19 protein-coding genes and 1 tRNA gene are annotated in these 20,639 nt (G+C 34.2%); 9 read left to right on the top strand and 11 right to left on the bottom strand.

Features of this window, described 5'->3' with window-relative positions; all coding sequences use genetic code 11:
• Positions 1 to 27: 27 nt before the first annotated feature.
• The gene (locus C1X07_RS06935; protein ID WP_103069251.1) at positions 28 to 3,009 is read left to right on the top strand and encodes a GEVED domain-containing protein; all 2,982 of its coding nucleotides are present in this window, start codon (positions 28 to 30) and stop codon (positions 3,007 to 3,009) included.
• A gap of 1 nt (position 3,010) precedes the next feature.
• On the opposite strand, the gene C1X07_RS06930 is transcribed toward C1X07_RS06935, so the two are convergent.
• Positions 3,011 to 3,370, bottom strand: a complete 360-nt coding sequence (locus C1X07_RS06930) for a hypothetical protein (RefSeq protein WP_128755215.1) — start codon at positions 3,368 to 3,370, stop codon at positions 3,011 to 3,013.
• A gap of 147 nt (positions 3,371 to 3,517) precedes the next feature.
• Here C1X07_RS06930 and C1X07_RS06925 point away from each other — a divergent pair, with 147 nt between their 5' ends.
• Together C1X07_RS06925 and C1X07_RS06920 are read left to right on the top strand one after the other, a co-directional pair.
• Positions 3,518 to 4,282, top strand: coding sequence for an exodeoxyribonuclease III (locus C1X07_RS06925; protein ID WP_103069249.1), 765 nt, complete (start codon positions 3,518 to 3,520; stop codon positions 4,280 to 4,282).
• Between the two features lie 208 nt (positions 4,283 to 4,490).
• Positions 4,491 to 5,450: an OmpA/MotB family protein gene (locus C1X07_RS06920; RefSeq protein WP_103069248.1), complete on the top strand. Its 960-nt coding sequence runs from the start codon at positions 4,491 to 4,493 to the stop codon at positions 5,448 to 5,450.
• A 79-nt stretch (positions 5,451 to 5,529) separates the two neighbouring features.
• On the opposite strand, the gene C1X07_RS06915 is transcribed toward C1X07_RS06920, so the two are convergent.
• Entirely contained in the window at positions 5,530 to 5,934 is a 405-nt protein-coding gene (locus tag C1X07_RS06915; protein ID WP_103069247.1) for a hypothetical protein, read from the bottom strand.
• A 1,062-nt stretch (positions 5,935 to 6,996) separates the two neighbouring features.
• On the opposite strand from C1X07_RS06915, the gene C1X07_RS06910 reads away from it, so the two are divergent.
• Entirely contained in the window at positions 6,997 to 10,131 is a 3,135-nt protein-coding gene (locus C1X07_RS06910; protein ID WP_103069246.1) for a CHAT domain-containing protein, read from the top strand.
• Between the two features lie 523 nt (positions 10,132 to 10,654).
• Here C1X07_RS06910 and C1X07_RS06905 read toward each other — a convergent pair.
• On the bottom strand, positions 10,655 to 11,857 hold the full coding sequence (locus C1X07_RS06905) for an ABC transporter permease (protein ID WP_103069245.1): 1,203 nt from the start codon (positions 11,855 to 11,857) through the stop codon (positions 10,655 to 10,657).
• Between the two features lie 163 nt (positions 11,858 to 12,020).
• On the bottom strand, positions 12,021 to 12,413 hold the full coding sequence (rbfA, locus tag C1X07_RS06900) for a 30S ribosome-binding factor RbfA (RefSeq protein ID WP_103069615.1): 393 nt from the start codon (positions 12,411 to 12,413) through the stop codon (positions 12,021 to 12,023).
• Between the two features lie 63 nt (positions 12,414 to 12,476).
• Here rbfA and mce point away from each other — a divergent pair, with 63 nt between their 5' ends.
• On the top strand, positions 12,477 to 12,884 hold the full coding sequence (gene mce, locus C1X07_RS06895) for a methylmalonyl-CoA epimerase (RefSeq protein WP_206604222.1): 408 nt from the start codon (positions 12,477 to 12,479) through the stop codon (positions 12,882 to 12,884).
• A 114-nt stretch (positions 12,885 to 12,998) separates the two neighbouring features.
• Positions 12,999 to 13,072 (top strand) — tRNA-Ile (locus tag C1X07_RS06890).
• A 149-nt stretch (positions 13,073 to 13,221) separates the two neighbouring features.
• Here the strand turns inward: C1X07_RS06890 and C1X07_RS06885 are convergent.
• The 6 genes from C1X07_RS06885 to C1X07_RS06860 form a co-directional block, all read right to left on the bottom strand.
• Complete coding sequence (locus tag C1X07_RS06885; RefSeq protein ID WP_103069243.1) at positions 13,222 to 13,500, bottom strand: hypothetical protein; 279 nt, start codon at positions 13,498 to 13,500, stop codon at positions 13,222 to 13,224.
• Between the two features lie 250 nt (positions 13,501 to 13,750).
• Positions 13,751 to 14,332, bottom strand: coding sequence for a hypothetical protein (locus tag C1X07_RS06880; protein ID WP_103069242.1), 582 nt, complete (start codon positions 14,330 to 14,332; stop codon positions 13,751 to 13,753).
• A gap of 169 nt (positions 14,333 to 14,501) precedes the next feature.
• On the bottom strand, positions 14,502 to 15,389 hold the full coding sequence (locus C1X07_RS06875) for a DMT family transporter (RefSeq protein ID WP_103069241.1): 888 nt from the start codon (positions 15,387 to 15,389) through the stop codon (positions 14,502 to 14,504).
• Between the two features lie 95 nt (positions 15,390 to 15,484).
• Positions 15,485 to 15,862, bottom strand: coding sequence for a cupin domain-containing protein (locus C1X07_RS06870; RefSeq protein WP_103069240.1), 378 nt, complete (start codon positions 15,860 to 15,862; stop codon positions 15,485 to 15,487).
• A 126-nt stretch (positions 15,863 to 15,988) separates the two neighbouring features.
• Entirely contained in the window at positions 15,989 to 16,828 is an 840-nt protein-coding gene (locus C1X07_RS06865) for a M57 family metalloprotease (RefSeq protein ID WP_103069239.1), read from the bottom strand.
• Between the two features lie 430 nt (positions 16,829 to 17,258).
• Entirely contained in the window at positions 17,259 to 17,597 is a 339-nt protein-coding gene (locus C1X07_RS06860; RefSeq protein WP_128755214.1) for a hypothetical protein, read from the bottom strand.
• Between the two features lie 306 nt (positions 17,598 to 17,903).
• Here C1X07_RS06860 and C1X07_RS06855 point away from each other — a divergent pair, with 306 nt between their 5' ends.
• Positions 17,904 to 18,521 (top strand): helix-turn-helix domain-containing protein, encoded by a 618-nt coding sequence (locus C1X07_RS06855; RefSeq protein WP_103069237.1) that lies wholly within the window; start codon positions 17,904 to 17,906, stop codon positions 18,519 to 18,521.
• A gap of 186 nt (positions 18,522 to 18,707) precedes the next feature.
• Positions 18,708 to 18,863, top strand: coding sequence for a hypothetical protein (locus tag C1X07_RS24965; RefSeq protein WP_164914112.1), 156 nt, complete (start codon positions 18,708 to 18,710; stop codon positions 18,861 to 18,863).
• Positions 18,864 to 18,879: 16 nt separating this feature from the next.
• On the opposite strand, the gene C1X07_RS06850 is transcribed toward C1X07_RS24965, so the two are convergent.
• The gene (locus C1X07_RS06850; RefSeq protein WP_103069236.1) at positions 18,880 to 19,467 is read right to left on the bottom strand and encodes a riboflavin synthase; all 588 of its coding nucleotides are present in this window, start codon (positions 19,465 to 19,467) and stop codon (positions 18,880 to 18,882) included.
• Between the two features lie 86 nt (positions 19,468 to 19,553).
• Here C1X07_RS06850 and pdxA point away from each other — a divergent pair, with 86 nt between their 5' ends.
• Complete coding sequence (gene pdxA, locus C1X07_RS06845; RefSeq protein ID WP_103069614.1) at positions 19,554 to 20,615, top strand: 4-hydroxythreonine-4-phosphate dehydrogenase PdxA; 1,062 nt, start codon at positions 19,554 to 19,556, stop codon at positions 20,613 to 20,615.
• Positions 20,616 to 20,639 lie beyond the last annotated feature (24 nt).

The following is a 20,639-nucleotide window of genomic DNA, read 5'->3' as shown; positions in this document are numbered from 1 at the left end:
ATTATATATTCTATAAATAAATTGTTTATGCTATCTAAAAAAATTATAGTTGTTTCTTTTCTATTTTTTGTAGCCATTGGATTTTCTCAAGAAAAGAAAACCATGAATGCAAGTATGATTAGTACTGCCACCTATATGAGAGCTGTAGGACCATTAGCAGGAAAAAAACTAATCCCTGAAGAACCTAGAGAAGGGGAAATTAACCCCAGGAAAACAGATGCTAATAAGATTGTTCCCGGAAAAGGTTTTCCCAGAGGGATCGATCCCCTACTGGCACAACAAAAAAGTAATCAAAGTATGAGAGCGGGCAAAGCTCCTTCTCTTACATTTGAAGCAAATTCAAGTAGTCGATCTCCTACAGATCCTACCGGAGCTATAGGTCCTAATCATTATGTTAGTGCTAAAAACTCTGCCTTTGCCATACATGACAGAAGTGGTAATGAGCTAGTAGCATCATCATCGTTATCAAATATATTTGCGGGAGAGACCCTGGGAGATCCTATAGTATTTTATGATCAATTTGCAGATCGATTTGTAATCACTCAGTTTTCTGATACTCCTGATGGGTTTTTGGTAGCAGTATGTCAGGGACCAGACCCTGTAAATGATGGATGGTTCACCTATCGCTTTAATACAGACAGTTTTCCTGATTACACAAAATTTTCGATCTGGTCTGATGGATATTATGTGACTGCCAATAAAGACCAAAACTCTGTAGACACCAGCGAAGTAGTCTTTGTGATAGAGCGTGAAAAAATGTTGCTTGGAGAAGAAGATGTCAAAATGGTTGGTTTCCCACTTCCTGGAGCGAGAACAGGTGGTTTTTACAGCCCGGCAGCATTTAATGCTTTGGGTAACACATTGCCCCCGGATGGAGATGCAAGAATAATATATTTCCAGGATGATGAATGGGCTGGTGTAGATCAAGATGCTCTAAAATTTTGGAAAATAGATGTAAACTGGGCTTCACCAAGCTCATCTACCATCGCAGAAGCGGAAGAAATAACAGTAACACCTTTTGATTCTACATTCGATGGAGGATCTTTCAGCAATATCCCGCAACCTGGAGGGGGAGCATCAGATATCGATGTGCTACAAGGAGCAGTAATGTTTGCTTCTAATTATAGAAGGTTTTGTAGTTATAACTCTGTATTGATCAACTTTGCAGTAGATATAGATGCTGTAGCAGATAACATATCGGCAATCAGATGGTATGAGTTACGACAAAATGGTGATGGTCAACCCTGGACAGTATATCAGGAAGGAACTTATATGTCTCCAGATGGGAAAAGTGCCTGGTGCGGAAGTATGGCAATGGATATTTTTGGTAATATCGGTATGGGATATACTACAATGGGAACCACCGCAAATGGAGCCACTGTCAATAGCTTTGCTTCGATAAGATATACAGGTAGACTTGCCAGTGATCCATTAGGAACCATGACTATTGCAGAACAAACAATCGCAGTAGGAACAGGAGATCAGGTAAACGGAGGAAACCGTTATGGTGATTATGCACAACTTACTGTAGATCCCACAGACGACCAAACATTTTGGCATATCGCAGAATATTATGAAAACGGAGGTTTTAATGCCAGAAATATTGTAGGAGTCTTTAAAGTAGCAGAAGTGGTAACTACAGATGTTGGGGTTGTGAGTATTGATGCCCCTGTCAAAGAAGCTTCTTTTGCAGCTGATGAAACGATCACAGTAACCATCAAAAACTTTGGTACTACAGCACAAAGCAATATTTCTGTTGACTATTCTGTTAATGGAGGCACTCCAATTACCGAATTATTTGCAGGACCGCTTAATCCTGGTCAGACTACATCTTTTTCGTTTGCAACAAAAGCTGACCTTAGTGTAGATGAAACCTATACTATTATGGCAGAGACTAATCTTGCAGGAGATGCAACTCCCGAAAATGATTGTAGTATCAAAAAAGTTACGAACCTACCTCCAAAAGACGTAGGAGTAACAGAACTAGTATCGCCAACATCAGAAAGCGGTGTCGCTATTGCCCCAGAACGGGTAACTATCACCATATTTAACTATGGTAATACGCCACAATCCAATATTCCGGTTTTTTATATTTTGGATAATGAAGGTAGAGTTGATGAAGTTTTTACGGGTACCCTAGGAGCTCAGCAGAGTGTAAATTACACATTTGATGCAGAAGTAGATATAACAGGAATCGGAAATTTTGGATTCCAGGTTGGAACTGCCTTACCAGATGATCAGGATGTCGCAAATAATGCAATCCTGAGAACAGTAGAAAGAAAATTTTGTAGACCAACTTCTGATTGTGCTCAGTTTAACGATGGAATAACATTCTTTGAATTATCTAATGTTACTAACTCTAGTATCAACTGTTCTACGGGATATAATGATTTTAGCGAAAACCTCACTATTAACTTAAATCGTTCTATTGGAGCTTTTGTTTTAACAGTACAATCTGGATTTGCTGATAATGAAGAATCAGAGCGACTATCGTTATGGATTGATTTTAATGACAATACTGTTTTTGAAGAATCTGAACTGCTATTAAACAATATAGTTATTGAACAAAAAAATCGTGATCAGGATATCGTACTTTCTTTACCTGGTGATGCCGCTTTAGGAAAGCATTTACTTAGAGTTAGAGCCGGAGATACCGGTACAAATAATGGTGCAGATCTTAATGATCCTTGTGGTTCTATGGATTTTGGAACTACCCATGACTATACGGTAGATATAGGCGAAAATAAAAGCATAGAAAATGAAGTGTTGGTAGTTGCTCATCCTGATGATCAATTTTTGATCACTAAAGAAGATGCAGGACTAGAAACAGAGCTTAGAGTTTATGTTTATAATATCCTTGGGCAGATCATAGCTTCTAATCTGGTTAAAAAAGATGCCAATGACAGATTCGCATATACCATAGATATGTCATACGCAAGATCAGGAATCTATTTTGTAAGGTTTGGCGAAAAGAAAAAAGAATATGCCGCTAAGTTCTATGTACAGTAGACTACTCGTTACGGATATTGATTTCTGTAATAGAAACCGGGCGGGCATCTGCACACCTGCTTGGTCTTCTTAAACTAGAAAATTTTACCCAAACCTGTTGTGGCACTTCAGTTTTAAAGAACTCATTAATATTTATAGGATCAAGGCTGTCATTATATTCTTCTACAGTAAGAATGTAAGGGCAGCCTTCTGATTTACTGGCAACGATTGTACCCTTACTAAATCCGTTTTCTTTCATTTCTTTTGCATTTTCGTTTTTAGATGTATTATTGGATGCAGTGCTATTTGTTGCATTTGCTCCCTTTGCAGGAACACAATTGTAAGCACCAAGAATTAGAAGAAAGCAAGCTATTTTAAGCATATGTTTCATGATTTGTGATTGTTTCCTATAAAGATCATAAAAATATATTAGAATACAGATAGATACCAGAGGTTAAAATCTATCACATATAGTATTCATTTTCTCTCATAAGTTTTATTTTTACTAAAATTTAAACCTAATATGTCAATGAAAATCGTCTCCTATAATGTAAACGGAATTAGAGCAGCAATAAACAAGGGGTTTATAGAGTGGTTGCAACAAGCAGATCCTGATGTTATCTGTCTTCAGGAAATAAAAGCAAACAAAGAACAGCTAGATCTGGATCTTTTTTCTGAAGCGGGGTACTCCTATAATTATTGGTACAGCGCCCAGAAAAAAGGCTATAGTGGTGTAGCAATTTTATCTAAGACAGAACCGGATCATGTAGAATACGGTACCGGGATAGAATATATGGATTTTGAAGGTCGTAACCTAAGAGCTGATTTTAATGGAGTATCCATAATGAGTTTATACCTGCCTAGTGGAACGAATATGGATCGTTTGGAGCATAAACTTAAATATATGGCAGATTTTCAGACCTATATTAATGATCTAAAGAAAGATCACCCCAATCTTGTGATACTAGGGGATTATAATATCTGTCATAAAGCCATTGATATTCATGACCCTGTACGAAATAAAAAGGTGTCTGGATTTTTACCGGTAGAGCGAGAATGGATAGGCAATTTTATCGATAGTGGTTTTATAGATTCTTTCAGGCATTTTAATACAGAACCAGATCAATACTCCTGGTGGAGCTACAGGGCAAACGCCAGAGCTAATAATAAAGGCTGGCGCCTGGATTATGGTATGGTATCACAACCACTACAAGATAATCTAAAAAGAGCCCTTATCTTATCAGAAGCCAAACACAGCGACCATTGCCCTATTGTTGTAGAATTGGATGTATAAAACCCAACTATATAATAGGCTTTTTATAATGAAAAAAAAATGCATCGACTTTTCGACAGCACTTCGAAAGGCTCAGTGTGACGAGGTTTTGGAATGACCAATAGTATTACATTAAATTTGTCATGCTGAGCTTGTCGAAGCAAATTAAAACCAAACTACGATCAAACTCATTTATAAATAATTAAAACAACCCCATAAATAACAAAAAATGATTAGAAGAATTGTATTTGCGGTACTTATTGGTACACTTATGACCTCTTGCGTAACTACAAAAGTATACAAAGAATTAGAAGGTAAATACGCACGTCTTAAGCGAGAACATCGCAAAACGGGAGATAAACTGGCAGCTTTAAAAAAAGCTTGTGATGCCGATAAAAAGGCAATGGATAAATTAGAAGCAGCCTATCAAAAACTCAAGGCAGAACGAGATGATCTCGAGGGAAGATATAATGCAGCGCAAGCCAATTATGAAAACCTAAAAGACTCTTATGATGCACTAGAAAAAAACAGCTCTGCAGCAATTGCTGCCAACAGTAAGAAAAACAGAGAACTATTACGACAATTAGAAGAAAAAGAACGCGCCCTGATCCAGGAGCGTAATCGTTTGGATGCCCTGCAACGAGATCTGGCATCACGTGCCAAACGTGTAGATGAGCTAGAAGGGTTAATCGCTGCTAAAGATGCCAAAATGCAAGCCTTAAAATCTGCTATATCTAAAGCCCTACGTAATTTTGAAGGTAAAGGTCTTACGGTAGAAGAACGCAATGGCAAAGTATATATCTCTATGGAAAACAAATTATTGTTTGAATCCGGTAGCTGGGCAGTAGGATCACAAGGACAAAAAGCAGTAAAGCAATTGGGTAGCGTGCTTGGTGAGAATAAAGATATTGCCGTTTTGATAGAAGGACATACCGATAATGTACCCTATACCGGCAATGCTCAATTATCAGGCAACTGGGACCTATCTACCAAGAGAGCTACGGCCATTGTAACCATCCTATTGCAAAACAAAAAGATTGACCCACAAAATCTTACCGCAGCAGGGAGAGGAGAATTTGCACCTGTAGCCTCTAACGCAACCAGTGCAGGAAAAAGCAAAAACAGACGTATCGAAGTGATTCTTACCCCTAAACTGGATGAGATCACGAAGTTGTTGAATGATATTTAGTTTTTAATTGCACCAAACAAAAAGAGCGACCTTATTGGGTCGCTCTTTTTATATTTTAGCAAAATGGATTATTATCTTGTTATAGACCATTTAGAATATCTTCAACCTCCGCTCTGTTGTCAGTTTTAGCACTTTCCTTAACACGTTTTAGTACTTCAAAAAATTTATTTACAACCTTATTCGCTAATAGTTGATCAGTTAACGCTATTTCTTTACCTTTAGAGGTAAGTAACGAAAGGCTATATGCCTCAATAGATATACCTTCTATTCTTTTTTTCGCTAAAGAAGTTGTTCCCGTACTTTTTACAATAGAAATTACATTACCATGGGCAATAACTTTATTATTTGTAAATTCGGAAACATCTTTTGCTAAAGGGTATAGTTCATCACTAAATAGATCACTAAGCTCCTTACTATTTTTTTGTTGAGCTTGAGTTGCAATTCCCGTGCCTAGCACGAATAAAAGTAGAAGTAGTTTTTTCATAATGTTTGGGTTAATTAATGTATTACAATTTATAGGTTAATTATACCGGTTATCAAAACGTGATAAAACTTGTTTTATTGTTAAAACAACCTTAATAATCGAGTCAAAATACTCATTTTATTTGATAAAAACCAAAAAGCATGCCACGAATTTAAGGATGAAATCCCACATACCATAAAGTTCTGAAAAAAAGAGCATAAGAAGTTCGAGGTCGGGTGTCAGAAGTTAAAATAAAACGATATCACACTGAGTTGTCACACTGAGGTCGAAGTGCTGTCGAAGTGCTTTGTTACATCCATGGTCAATTGAAAAACTGGAATGGTTGGAAGTCCGAAGCTTGATGACGGAAGCCCGAAGTGTTTTCCGTCCCTGATATAGGTTATGACAACCATATAAATGTACACACACAAAAGAATCTTACCCTTCGAGAACCTCAGGGTACGGATTGCTTACAGTATATTTTCTTAGTAGCCGAGGGCTGAGGCTCTCGAAGCCCGGTAGTAGAAGTCGAATGTTGAAGTTGACTATTAATACGTCAGTTATACCTTTTTACCCCTTATCGATAAGGGGGTAGCCCATCTGGTGAGAATTCGAGTTGATCCTAAGGTAGTTCCAGCTGATAGATTGCCGCTTCGAGCTGATAGTTTATCGTTTCGAGTTGATAATTTGACGATTATTTTTGATAAAGTCACGCTTCGAGTTGATACTTTATCGAATATATTTGATACGTTCACGCTTCGATTTGATAAATTATCAAATCGAAGAACCATTTTATCAACTCGAACCACCTATGTAGGTGGTTAGCATCACCTCGGGATCAAATCAAAGCATGATTTTATCAGCCCGAACTACCTCTATAGGTGGCTAGAAGCTTGACAATATCAGCTGGAACCACCTCGGCATCAATTCAAAAGACCTTTTTATCAGCTCGAGTCATCTTGGACACCCCTTTTATACTATTAAAAGGCAGATTAACCACTTTTATCAAACAGGATGGTAGTATTACAAATCTGATTAATTTTTTACGTTCTTTGTTATTGATATAGTAACACATTATCTCTTATGAAACCTCTACGATCGCTTTTTCTAGCCCCTTTTTTCTGGATCACTTTTTTTATAGTCCTATCATATACCAGCTATGCGCAGGTAGAAAATGACACTTTACTGGCTTCGCAGTACTATAAAACAGCAGATTCTTTGTTAATTGATAGAAAACTGGATAGTTCTTTAGTCTATTTTCAAAAAGCATTGCCGCTTTATGAAAAGGCTGAAACTTGGGAAAGGGTGGCAGCTTGTTATAATGGGATTTCTAAAACACAACGTCTCAATTCTAGCTTTAAAAAATCTTTAGAGAGTGCTACCAATGCATTAAAAACATGTGATACCTATTTATCTCAAAATAGTAGAGAGAAAATTGATGCTTATAGTAATATGGTAGAATACTATTACATAATTTCAGATTTTAATATGTCAATATATTATTGTCAAAAAGCTCTAGATATCAAATTAAGAGTACTTCCTAAAAACCATAGTGATATTGCTAGCAGTTATAATGATCTTGGTGTTTTTAATACACAGATTAATGAATTCATAAAGGGACGCTATTATTTTGAAAAAGCATTAATAATCAGAAAAAAAAACCTAGGAGAAAATCATAAAAAAATTGGGAACACTTATAATAACTTAGGGCTATTATCCAAGAAATTAGGTGATTATAAAGAAGCTTTATCTTATTACAAGAAAGATTTATTAGTACTTCTTAATACATCGGATAAAACAAATAATTCTGTTGGAGAAAGTTATATAAATATAGGAAGTCTGTATAATGAATATTTTGAATTTGATAAAGCTCTTGAGTATACCAATAAAGCTTTACGAATTTTTACGTTAAATGATTACTCCTATGGAATAGCAGCTAGTTATAATAATATTGGCATTAGCCATGAGAAAAAACAAAATTATAAAAAGGCGATTTTTTTTTTCAACAAAGCCTTAACTACCTCAAGTTCTATAAAAAACGCCAAACCACTTAATGCGCAATTAATTAATAATATTGGTTCAGCTAATTTTTTTCTAAAAAAATACCAAAAAGCAATTGACTATAAGAAAAGAGCGCTTACCATATGGTATGAAATCTATGGAGAAAATCATTCCAAGGTAGCGGGCTCTTATAGTGATATTGGAATGATCTATGCAAAAAATAAAAATTATAACAAAGCATTAGAAAATTATCATAAAGCATTAAGAATTAGACAAAAATTACTTGGAGAAACAAACTTTTTGCTTGCAACAGAATATAATAATTTTGGAGAGGTTTATAAAGAAAAAAAAGAATTTAAAACAGCTCTATTATGGTATCAAAAAGCATTAGATGTTAATTTAAAAAAAGAAGTTATTGATCACGATTTAATAGAAAACTCATATAAAAGTTTAAAATTATCACTTCACTCCTTAACTGGTCAAGCTCTAGCTCAAGCCATGTTATATCAACATAATAATATTATTGACGACCTTCATAACTCTATTTTAAACTATCAACAAGCAGATACTATAATCAATACTATTCGGCAAACATTTACGAATTATCAAGACAAGGTAGAATTTGCCAAACAAGCTAAAGAAATCTACCAAGGTGCTATAACAGCTCAACTACTACTAAAAAATCAACAATCCTTGGAAAAAGCTTTTTACTATGCCGAAAAAAGTAAAGCTAACACCTTAAAAGAACTACTTAATGTATCCAACGCTAAGAACTTTACAGGTTTACCACAAAATCTAGTAGCATTAGAAAAGGAATTAAGAATAAATAAAGCTTTTTATCAATCCAAAATCACAGAAGAATATGCTGATAAGGATACCGATACTACCAGAATCACTTTTTTTGAGAATAAACTCTTCGACATCAATAGACGCCAGGATTCATTAACTCAGATCTTAGAAAAAAACTATCCAAAATACTACCAGCTTAAGTATCAAAACAAGATCGTATCAGTAAAAGATATTCAACAACAATTGGATGATAAAACGACTGTATTAGAATTCTTTACAGGAGATAGTATCACCTATGCCTTTACCATTTCTAAAAACAATATCGCAGTACAAGAATTATCCACTCCAAAACTTACGGAGCAAGTAGAAGAATTTCGTAAAACCATAGCTGATAAAAATACTGCTGATTTTAAAGAACAAGCACATGGTTTATACAATCAATTGATTGCTCCTGTAGCCAATACATTTGTAGGGGATAATCTTATCATTATACCCGATGGCTCCTTATGGCATCTTAATTCTGAGTTACTGCTGACTCAACATGATAAATCTAATAACCCGGCACTATTATCCTATCTGCTTAGAGACTATGCAGTGACCTATGCTAATTCTGCAAATCTATTGTTTGGAGGTACTAAGCAACAAGAACAGACTGAACAATTACAAGAATGCCTTGCCTTTTCCTTTTCTGATAGTAGACAAACAGGAGAAACCCGAACAATGAGTCTGGCTGCCCTTAGAAATGCAGGAGGTGACCTGCCTGGAACTCGCAAAGAGATCAAAGCCATCTCTAATATTATCGATGGGCAATACTATTATGGATCACAGGCAATAGAAGCTAATTTTAAGAAAAATGCCGGACAATATAATATCCTACACCTCGCCCTGCATGGGAAGGTGGATAACGAAAGACCAGAGAATTCTAAACTCTATTTTACCAAAAACAAAGACACCATAGAGGATAACTTACTCTATAGTCACGAGCTATTTGCTCTGAATATCCCTGCAGAGCTTACAGTACTTAGTGCCTGTAATACCGGAACAGGTAAAATTGCCAAGGGAGAGGGGATTATGAGTCTGGGTACAGCTTTTCAATATGCAGGTACCAAAAGCTTGCTACTCACCAGTTGGGAAGTATCAGATCAAACAACTCCAGAGCTAATGAAATACTTTTATACTAATCTCAAAGATGGGATGAGTAAACCCAAAGCCCTGCAACAGGCAAAATTACAATACCTGACCACAGCAGATATCAACCGATTAGATCCTTTTTACTGGGGAGCATTTTATCTGGTGGGAGATGCTGCACCCATTCCTTTTGAGAGTAATACATTACTGTATTGGGGAATAGGAGGGCTAACACTGTTGTTATTAGCAGGCTTGTTTTGGTATCGAAAGAAAGTCCGAGGTCGGATGTCAGAGGTTTAAAATGAATAATATCGAAGTTTTTTTGATACCCCAAGAGCAGAAATAAAAAGGATAGAAATCCGAGGTCAGAGGTCGGAAGTTTAAAGCTTTAAACCGAACAGTAATGTCAAGTTGAATTTACCGAAGAACATTCCCTTATTCAGTATTTACATTCATCGAAACAATATACCCAATTCGTCTATAGATATTTTCCTTTGATCCAAACTTGGTCTTAGTCAACGTTTATTTACTATACTTTTACTACATGGTTTAAGTAACACATTGTTTTTTTTATGAAACATAAAGTAAGTGAACTATAGTTCACCTCTAAAAAGAAACATATACATATTAGTTTTCGTAATATTTACCCCAAATAATAGCGATTATTTCATTGCCGAAGTACACAGGGTCTGTAAGTGTAGTACTTCGGCATTAGTTATATCCAGAATTCAATCTAAGAATTTAGCTTCTAAAAAAACCGTCAATACCATTTATCCTTTGAATTTTTCGAAAAAGATAGAAGAAAAAATATATCAAACTCAGATTAATCCACCAATTTCTGGTTAATCCTGCTAGATGCCAGTAGTGATGCAATAAACCCTATAATAGTAATGGTAAAAAAGACCACAATAAAACTTATAGCCGTAATACGTGTTGGGTAAGGTAATGAAGGAGTAATCATTAATAATCCAAACTGCTGTTGCGATACAATCAATATAAATCCTAAAAGCAGCCCTAATAAAGTTCCTAAAACTGTCATAAGTGAGCCTTGAAACAAGAATATTTTTCTGATATTACCCAAAGAGGCACCAACATTATAAAGTGTTTTTATATTACCCCTTTTATCGATAATCATCATAATAATAGCTCCTGCTACATTAAATAAAGCGATTATAGCAATCAAGGTAATCACCAGATAAGATACCAGGTTTTCGGTATTTAGCATCTTATATAACGTATCATTGAGCTGTACCCTATTCTTGATGATAACATCATTGTCAAAAATCTGTTGTATTTTTTCTAAAACAGTCTCTTCGTTAGCCTCTGGCGCTAGTCTTAGCTCTATATGCGTTACTTTATCTTCTGGCAGGTTTAGTAATTTGCGCACCAATCCTGTAGTCGCAAAAATATATTTTTTATCCAGCTCTTCGTTTACACTATAAATCCCAATATTAACAGCCTTCTCTGATCTAAAGGCTTTTGACGGGTCGCTAGGAATTCCTTTTCCTGGTTTAGGGACATAAATACTGAGTAGGTTTGTATAGGTCTGTTCTGGTACCATACTCAATTCTCTACTTATAGTATTACCCGCAACGATCTGAAAGTCATTATTGGTTAGCCATTCGCCATATACCATAATACTATCAGTATGGATTACTTTATGATAATTAGCATCTACTCCTTTAATAAAACTGGTTTTTTGCTTGCCTTTATACTCCAGAAATACGCGCTCTTCAACTATTTCAGAAAAATCAATAACTCCATCAAGGGCAGTAAGTTTTTCTTTTTGACTATCTGAAAATGTAAACGTTTTTCCGCTTGACGGGAAAATCTTAAGATCGGGATCAAAATATGTAGAAAACTGAAGGCTAAAATCCTTGAGTCCCGCAAACCCCGATAACACCAAAAATAAAGCCATGGCACCTATCACTACCCCCGTAGCCGCAATAATCGTAATGATATTGATGGCATTGCTACTCCCCGGAGAAAATAAATACCGCTTGGCGATGTATAGTGAAAAATTCAAATTCTTAGTATGATCGTTTGATGGATGTAATTTTTAATTTCGGAATAAAGATAACAGAAATGAAAATCTTATTCTGGTTACATACCAAGAATTTTACATCTCTATATCATCACTATTTCTAACCAATACGCTTGTAATTGATTTTAATCGATACCCATAAAAACTATTTCTTTTTGCGTTTTTCTAAAAGATCTGGATTAAGAATAGGGTTCTCTTCACCTTTTACAGCTTTCTCAATATTAGAAATATACTCTAGAGAATCATCTATATAATAAGACACCTCTGGCATACGTCGCAACTGATTTTTGGTACGCTGCGCTACCTGATGTTTAATTTGAGATTTTACAGCATTTACTTCTTTTAGTACTTTTTCTCCTTCCTGATGCGGAAAAACACTCATATATACTTTTGCTATAGAGAGATCGGTAGTCACACTTACTTTGGTAACGGAAATCAAAATCCCCTTTATCCCTGCTTCACGCAATGCAATTTGTATTACATCTGCTACATCGCGTTGTAATACTCCTGCAATTTTTTTCTGTCTATTTGTTTCCATGATGCAAAAGTACAATTTATATGTATTTTTGCCATATAGTGATAAAAGTATATTATGAACCATATCAATAAAATAGAACATCTGGGGATTGCAGTCAAAGACATAGAAAAGGCAAACTCTTTATATGAGAAGCTTTTGGGTGTACCCCCTTACAAGCAAGAGGCGGTAGAAAGCGAATCCGTAATCACTTCTTTTTTTAAAGTAGGCGATAGTAAAATTGAATTATTAGCAAGCACTAGCGAAGACGGACCTATCGGAAAGTTTATTACCAAAAAAGGAGAGGGTATTCATCATATTGCTTTTGATGTAGATGATATTGAACTAGAGTTGGATCGATTAGAAAAAGAAGGCTTTCAATTAATCAACAAAACACCAAAATCTGGTGCTGATAATAAACTAGTAGCTTTTTTGCACCCCAAAAGCACTAATGGGGTTTTGATTGAATTATGCCAGGAAAAGCCTATAAATTAAGTGACTACAGAAAAAAAAGTGACGATTTTATATCTTAAAAAAAAGAGATCTTAAAATAATAGAAAAAAATGTTGGCACGTTTATATCAAATCCTTAAATTTGCCCTCCGTTTTAGGTCCCATAGCTCAGCTGGTTAGAGCACCTGACTCATAATCAGGGGGTCCTTGGTTCGAGCCCAAGTGGGACCACCTATACTAATCAAAGAGTTACGATAACAAAATTTCGTAACTCTTTTTGTTTTTAGACCATTCTACGTCAATTTGTTGGTTTTTGAGATTAATACAAGCTAAATAATATCAAAACTTGATTATTTCTTTAGTAATCAACCATATATACCTTAAAACAATACATAATAAAAAAAAGACAGCACCACAATTGCCACAAACCCAATCAGAATCATATCCTGGCGTTTTTCTTTTTTCTGTTTCTCTTTAAATTTTTCTTTAAAAGCATTTATCTCACTTTCTGAAACTTTTTTAAACTCAGACTTGTCTTTATCCTCTACACCTTTATATTGCTCATGAGTATCTTTTAAGGACTTTTTTTTACCAAGTTGACTTCGGTTAGACCGAACCGATTTCATCATTTCTGCTCCTGGACCAAAACCAAATGCCATATATTCATTATTTAGCTATTAAACATTCATTACGTTATCTAAATGTATATGTCTTGACTTGGTAAAATGTTACCTATGTTTAGATTTTTACAGTACTAATAGATCTCTAATTTATCTGATTATAGTTTCCTTAAAACCAATTATTTGAGAGGTATACTATAATACTCAACTTGTTCAAAATTTCCTGAGGTAAGCAATACTCAAATAACATTTGTGCAACTTCGTGATTAAAAAAATTAAATATCGGTGATTACATATCTCTCACCGATAACCACTTAATTGCTCTATAATACGTGGTTTTAGAAAAGCCAAATTCATGGCAAATCTTATCCATTGTCATATCAGGCTTTGTAATTTCTATATATTTTTTAATCTCAAGGGTTTTCTGGATAGATTTTTCACTTGGTCTATTGGCACGACCTGATTTTACTTTCTTTTTATAATAGATGCCATTTTTGAGTTCATTCATATTAAAAATAACATCTTCATTATCCAAAATTTCCATTCCCTTTTTCGTTCTAATTGTCCTACAGGTTATTGAGGCAATACTCCCCTCATCATACTCCTGAATATAGTTATAGACAAAAATTGACACCTTATATTTTTTATAATCCTGAACCCATACGCTACTGCCTATTAGTTCGAGAATGTGAATTTTTTCTCTATTAATAAAATCTTTCACCTCGGCTTTAGTCACTTTGGGTTTAGGCTCTTTTACGTACTCCCTGCTATCTTCCCATTTCTTTTTGGCTAGATATTCTGCAAGAAAATGTATTTCTTCTTTTGTAGCTGTTCGTAATTCAAAATTATACTTGTCTTTAAGATTACTCATCTTTTTGTTTTTCTCAATGATTAGCTTTTAGCTATTTATAAGTCTCTGTTTTACGTGTAATAAATATAAAGTCACTAATATAACAACAATAGTTTTAAAATGTGTTCAATAAAAATGACTCTAAAATTACAGTCACAAGAAATATTGGGCTACATAATTTTGAATTTGTTTATTTTTTTGAAACTCCAAATAGTAGTAGACCAATAATCACAATACCTCCTCCCAAAAGTTGCACCGTATAGACTTTCTCTCCAAAAGGAAATGCAAGCAATACTGCAAAGAAAGGAATAAGATTCATGTATAATGTCGAGGTAGTGGCTCCTAATTTTACAACGCAAAAGTAAAATGCTGTATACGCCACTCCTGTTCCCAATATCCCCATAAACAAAATACTACTCCAAAAAGAAAGATCAGAAGGGACTTGAATAGTTACAAGTTCTGGAATTGAAAAAATCGCAAATAAAACAAATGCTATTAATGAACTTATGGTTGTCAATACAATTGCATCTATATGGGGTAAATATTTACTTACGATTATCTGGGATAATGAAAATACAATCGCCATTAATAGGATATGCATATCTCCTATTTCAAATTGTAATTGGGTTAATTTTCCAAAATCACCTTTTACCAAAATTATGACGACCCCAAAAAAGCTTATTCCGATTGCTATCCATTGCAATACACTAACTTTCCTTTTTTGAAGAAGAAATGCAAAAACAGCAGTTATTGCCGGGCTGGTTGCGATAATCAGAGATCCATTAACTGCACTAGTAGTTTTTAATCCTAAATTAAAGAAGTAAATCGTCAAAAAGATTCCAAAAAAAGCAGTGAGAAACATATACCACCACTCTTTTCCAGAAAACTTGAATTTTGAAAAGGCTTTTCCATACTTCAAATATAAAATGATCAATAGTGAAACTACTCCAAAGAAAAATCGCAAGGTAGCTACGCTTATAGGAGTATAAAAATTCAACGCAATTTTCACCACATGAAAATTAATCGCCCAAAAAAACATTGTTAAAATAAGAAGGGTTAGCACAATTATCCTAGCCATCGCAGCAATATTTAGGTTTTTTATCCAAATGATAAAGTTCCTATATATCTATCGTTTTCTTACTATAATTAACCTTATTTTAATTGTACCAAATTTTAAGACTCTTGCTGTTTAATAGATTTGGTAATATCAGAGACTACATTACCTGTGTGCAATGTTTCTTTATTTTCGATAAGCATTATCCAACATTCTTCTGTAGCACTTACTCTATGAGTAACTCCTTTTGGTACAATAAACAAATCTCCTTCTTTCATTATAAAAGAAGGTTGATCTTCGATCTCAAATAACAATTCTCCTTTTACAATGTAAAAAAGCTCATCTTCATTTTCATGGGCATGCCAGGGTACTTTTTCCCCTTTGATCTTAGCTAGTTTGACATACACATTATTTACTTCTCCGATTACTTTGGGAGAGAAATACTCTTTGACGTCACCAAATAGATTTTTTACATCTTTCTTTTCAAATTTATCCATGTCTAAACCAATTTTTAGTTACCAAATATAAGAGTTAAGATAGTATAAAGCTGTTATTAAACTGGTTTAGACAAAAAAGAATTATTCGACAAAAGGCATCAAAAAACAGCATCTGTCTCTATTCTTTTAGTACAATATGTTTAATGCCAAAATATCAGAAGGTGATAATTCACCGTCTGTACCAGTATCAAAGCATGTTAATGTAATAGAATCTTCGTAAGGAGACCACGGAGTCCCTTCAATCCAAATAGCAAGTGGCTCGGCAGGAAGAGGACCACTATACCCACAACTTTGATGGTTATACCAATCTTGATGACGAAATCCAATACAATGTGCAATTTCATGTCCTATCACATGCTCATTTACATTAATGCTGTAAGCGTTTGTCCCCAAATTAACTCGAATCCATTTGTAAGGTCTTCCAGAGGGGTCAAGAATCCCTGCTGATCCACCAATACCCACTTCGTTTATCGCATACACCACCATATCTGCCGCTGTATAATTAGTCCCAAAAGTAAGATTAAATCTAATAGTTGTACCAACTTCATTATAATTAGCAACCGCCCATCGTAGAGCTGTTTGCATTTTACTGGTTAATGCAAATCCATTGCCAGTATACCCAAGAATATTAATGTTTCTATAAGGTATTGACACCAAATTTGCAGTTTGAAATTGCTTATTATTATTCTCTACAGGTTTTAATTCTGGATATTCGTTTAAACCATTTATAGGTACCATAATATCACCAGCTACTAGGTGTTTACCAGAAGATCCATCTATAAAAGTAACATCTTGGATGGTAACTTTACTTGTGTTTATCCCCATATTACAAAGCTTGTTTAGCTGTGGTTTTGTGGGTTCTGATATTTCTTGTATTGGTATTTGATCCGCAACTTTCTCTTTTTGACATGACCAAACTATTACCGTAATGACAGTATACAACATTAATGAAGTGAGCTTTCTCATATTGTTTAACTTTTGAGATTAATTAAATAGTTTTAGTAGTGAAACTCGTCACAGGGTAGTCGTATGGTATAGGTCTATTACAATTTGTGCGAGATTCTAACTATAAGAGCGGAGCCACAAACACAAGAATATTTGCCTCTTATTCATTCTGATATCTAAAATAAAAAACAGATATTTATTAAAAAACCCATATGTAATACATCTGATTTTGAATTACTCACAACTAGTTTGTTTTCAGGAATTTAAAACGTTTTTACATTAAGAATCAGTAAACAAAAAGGGGTATTTAACCCATAAAAATTGGGGGTGTTATTCTACATAAAAGTAGGTGTTTACATAAGTTTTACTAAGGAAAACCCGTATTAATAAGACTGAAAAACAAACATCAAATATTTTATCTGTTGAGATAACTATTTTTTTATCGAAACTTTTATGCCAACTTGATATCCGTTTTAAATAACATGTGAATATATTCGGCATGCACTTCTACATTATGCTTGTTTTCTATACAATGAAAAAGTAAATGAATCAACCCATAATCTCCCAGACTATCTCTATACTCATAGCCTGCCTTATTTTTTACCCATAAAATAAAACAGCACAAATGACCGATCTCTCCCAATTTTTGAGAGTCTTTTAAACATTCTCTAAATTGGTCAAGCGTCATACTTGCGTACTCGTCGTATTTTCTTTTACAGAAATCGTAATCAAAAGTATGTTTATACGATTGTAATTTTCTGTTCTGTATTTCATAGTTTATACCACTCATAACATAAAGGTTGTTTATAGTAAGTAGTTCATCGAATTGGGTTACCTCTATTGTTTTACAAAACACATGCCAAGACTTTAAAAATAAAATCGGCAAAAGGTAAAAAGTATTTAAAAATTTGAATTAATATTTAGCACACTGCGTTGGAATAATTCCACAACAAAGATACAAAATTTGGAATTATTCCAAAAAATATCTTAAATAAAGAGGAAGAATTTATTATATTATCCAGAAATTTCTTAATTTTGATCATCCTACTCTATTAGAATTTTTAATTCGATCCAAGTTTCACATACCAATTTAACTATGAGCAGTAGGTTACTTTTTGCATTACCTTATTTTTTATTCTTCTATATTCATATTATCATCTCTATACTATTAGCTATAAGCCTATTTGGTGTCATTTATTATTATCGTTATTACCGAAAAAAGCAGAAACTCATTCAGATATTTAACAAAATCCCAAAACAAGATTTCAAAAAAGAACCACCAACCATATCTGAATCCTGTCCCATAAACCAGAAAACACTAAGCAATCTTCTTAAACGTTTGCAACAATTTGAAGAAAAAAAAGAATATCTAAAACCTAATCTAAACACCAAAGACCTGGCTAAAAGTTTCGGATCGAATTCTAGTTACCTCTCTAAGGCAGTAAACACGTATAAAGAAAAAAGCTTTAGTAACTATATCAATGACCTGCGTATAGATTATGTAATAGATAAGCTTAGAAAAGATGCTATCTTCAGAAAATACAAGATTAAAGCAATAGCCCAAGAAGTAGGTTTCAATAATTCTGAAGCCTTTTCAAAAGCTTTTTATAAAAAAGCAGGAATCTACCCATCATCTTTTATTAAACAATTAGAGAAGGATAAGACCTATACAAAGCTACACTCCGGAAACACATCTCATCAAAAATCTAAATAAAAGACTTATTATCAACACCTTAACAACTATCACACAACCTCTTTGTTAATAAAACCTGATAAGTTTATTTTTAATTACGAAGACTCTCCTGTACATTTACTTTTGAATTTGATACGGTATGGTACATTTTTTGGGGAAAGAATTACTATATCGAAACATGGGAATACTAATCAAATCTAAAAAATTATGCAGTATAAAGTAATTGATACAAAAAGCCAGTATTTTGGTAAAGTATTGGATTTCGAGTCCTGCTCTACTCTAAGTGATCTTGGAGGAGTACTTTTAAAGATCGAACGAAACAGAGTTTCACTTTTTAAATTTAACGAAGTAGAATTGGTATAGCTATCATTCTACTTCTCTATCTCAATTCGGTAATTCTCTGTACATATTTGCCTATTACATCAAACTCTAGATTCACCATAGTTCCTACTCGGAATGTATTGAAATTAGTATGCTCATATGTAAAAGGAATAATTGCTACACTAAACTCATTTTTTTTAGAATCAACTACTGTCAAACTAACCCCATTAACAGTTATTGAACCTTTTTCGATTGTAATATTGCTAAGTGACTCATCATAACTAAAAGTAAAGTACCAGCTCCCATCAGCTTCGGATATAGATTTACAAACTGCTGTTTGGTCCACATGCCCCTGCACAATATGCCCATCCAAACGATCCCCCAATCTCATTCCTCTTTCTAGATTTACAACATCGCCAGATACCAGATTGCCAAGTGTAGTCTTATCTAGAGTTTCTTTAATTGCCGTAACCGTATAACTATCATTATCTATTGACACAACAGTTAAACAAACTCCATTATGCGCTACACTTTGATCTATCTTTAGCTCTGAAGTAAAACCAGCACGTACTGTTATATCCAGATTCTCCTTGTCTGCGTGTAAAGAAGTTACGGTTCCTAATTCTTCGATGATTCCTGTAAACATAAATGCAAATTATTTAATTAAATTTGTGGCTTGAAGGTTGGAGCCTGATTTTAGGTTTCAAAAATACTGATAAAGTAGTTTATATAATGAAGAAAGAAGAAAAAATAAGATTAGGAATTTCTATTGGTGATCTTAACGGTATTGGAAGCGAAGTGGTGCTTAAAACATTTGAGGATTCTAGAATGTTAGATTTCTGTACTCCCGTGATTTTTGCCTCAGTAAAAATTCTGTCTTTCTTAAAAAAACATTACAAGTACAACACTAATCTTCACGGCATTGATAAAGCCTCTCAGATTTTGGATGGCAAAATAAATGTTCTTAATGTTTGGAAAGAAGCTGTAAATATCAATTTTGGAAAAGAGGACGAAAAAGTAGGAAGCTATGCGATCAAATCCTTACGAGCTGCCACCCAGTCTCTCAAAAACAATGAGATTGATGTACTAGTAACTGCCCCTATTAACAAACATAGCATTCAATCTGAAGAGTTTAAATTTCCTGGACATACCGATTATCTCGATCAAGAGCTAGAAGGAAATAGTCTAATGTTTATGATAACCGATGATCTAAAAGTAGGGCTTTTAACTGATCATGTTGCGGTAAAAGATATTGCCGAAACCATAACACCAAAACTAATCGAGCAGAAAATAGCAACCATTCATCATGCCCTAAAACAGGATTTTGGTATCTCAAAACCGAAAATTGCAGTATTAGGTATTAACCCACATAGTGGGGATAATGGAGTAATCGGTCAAGAAGATGAAGAAGTATTAAAGCCAACTATCAAAAAAATTAATGATTCTGGCAAATTAGTATACGGTCCTTATGCCGCAGATAGTTTTTTTGGATCCAACAATTATAAATCCTTTGATGCCATTGTAGCTTCATACCATGATCAAGGACTGATTCCTTTCAAAACACTCTCGTTTGGTAAAGGAGTAAACTATACTGCAGGATTAAACAAAGTGAGAACCTCACCCGACCATGGAACCGCATTTGAAATTGCAGGAAAAAACCAAGCTGATAACAGTTCTTTTAAAGAGGCAGTTTTTGCAGCCCTAAATATTTTTAAAAACAGAAAGGAATATCAAGAATTAACCAAAAACCCTTTAAAAAGACAACCTCGTAAACCACAAAACAAGAATAATTAGGTTTTTTAAGCTTGTATAGTTGCA

It is taken from the genome of Aquimarina sediminis (genome assembly GCF_002895435.1).
Classification (GTDB): Bacteria; Bacteroidota; Bacteroidia; order Flavobacteriales; family Flavobacteriaceae; genus Aquimarina; species Aquimarina sediminis.
The sequence above is the reverse complement of the archived record's forward strand: the minus strand, read 5'-3'. Positions and strand labels throughout refer to the sequence as shown.

Coding starts and splice junctions, on each gene's coding strand:
- C1X07_RS06885 (WP_103069243.1), bottom strand. CDS start 13,500: ATGGCATTTGGTTTTGGTCCAGGAGCAGAAATGATGAAATCGGTTCGG.
- C1X07_RS06860 (WP_128755214.1), bottom strand. CDS start 17,597: ATGAGTGGTATAAACTATGAAATACAGAACAGAAAATTACAATCGTAT.
- C1X07_RS06930 (WP_128755215.1), bottom strand. CDS start 3,370: ATGCTTAAAATAGCTTGCTTTCTTCTAATTCTTGGTGCTTACAATTGT.
- C1X07_RS06910 (WP_103069246.1), top strand. CDS start 6,997: ATGAAACCTCTACGATCGCTTTTTCTAGCCCCTTTTTTCTGGATCACT.
- C1X07_RS06925 (WP_103069249.1), top strand. CDS start 3,518: ATGAAAATCGTCTCCTATAATGTAAACGGAATTAGAGCAGCAATAAAC.
- C1X07_RS06880 (WP_103069242.1), bottom strand. CDS start 14,332: ATGAGTAATCTTAAAGACAAGTATAATTTTGAATTACGAACAGCTACA.
- C1X07_RS06865 (WP_103069239.1), bottom strand. CDS start 16,828: ATGAGAAAGCTCACTTCATTAATGTTGTATACTGTCATTACGGTAATA.
- C1X07_RS06870 (WP_103069240.1), bottom strand. CDS start 15,862: ATGGATAAATTTGAAAAGAAAGATGTAAAAAATCTATTTGGTGACGTC.
- rbfA (WP_103069615.1), bottom strand. CDS start 12,413: ATGGAAACAAATAGACAGAAAAAAATTGCAGGAGTATTACAACGCGAT.
- C1X07_RS06850 (WP_103069236.1), bottom strand. CDS start 19,467: ATGTTTACAGGAATCATCGAAGAATTAGGAACCGTAACTTCTTTACAC.
- C1X07_RS06855 (WP_103069237.1), top strand. CDS start 17,904: ATGAGCAGTAGGTTACTTTTTGCATTACCTTATTTTTTATTCTTCTAT.
- C1X07_RS06915 (WP_103069247.1), bottom strand. CDS start 5,934: ATGAAAAAACTACTTCTACTTTTATTCGTGCTAGGCACGGGAATTGCA.
- C1X07_RS06935 (WP_103069251.1), top strand. CDS start 28: ATGCTATCTAAAAAAATTATAGTTGTTTCTTTTCTATTTTTTGTAGCC.
- C1X07_RS24965 (WP_164914112.1), top strand. CDS start 18,708: ATGCAGTATAAAGTAATTGATACAAAAAGCCAGTATTTTGGTAAAGTA.
- C1X07_RS06920 (WP_103069248.1), top strand. CDS start 4,491: ATGATTAGAAGAATTGTATTTGCGGTACTTATTGGTACACTTATGACC.
- C1X07_RS06875 (WP_103069241.1), bottom strand. CDS start 15,389: ATGGCTAGGATAATTGTGCTAACCCTTCTTATTTTAACAATGTTTTTT.
- pdxA (WP_103069614.1), top strand. CDS start 19,554: ATGAAGAAAGAAGAAAAAATAAGATTAGGAATTTCTATTGGTGATCTT.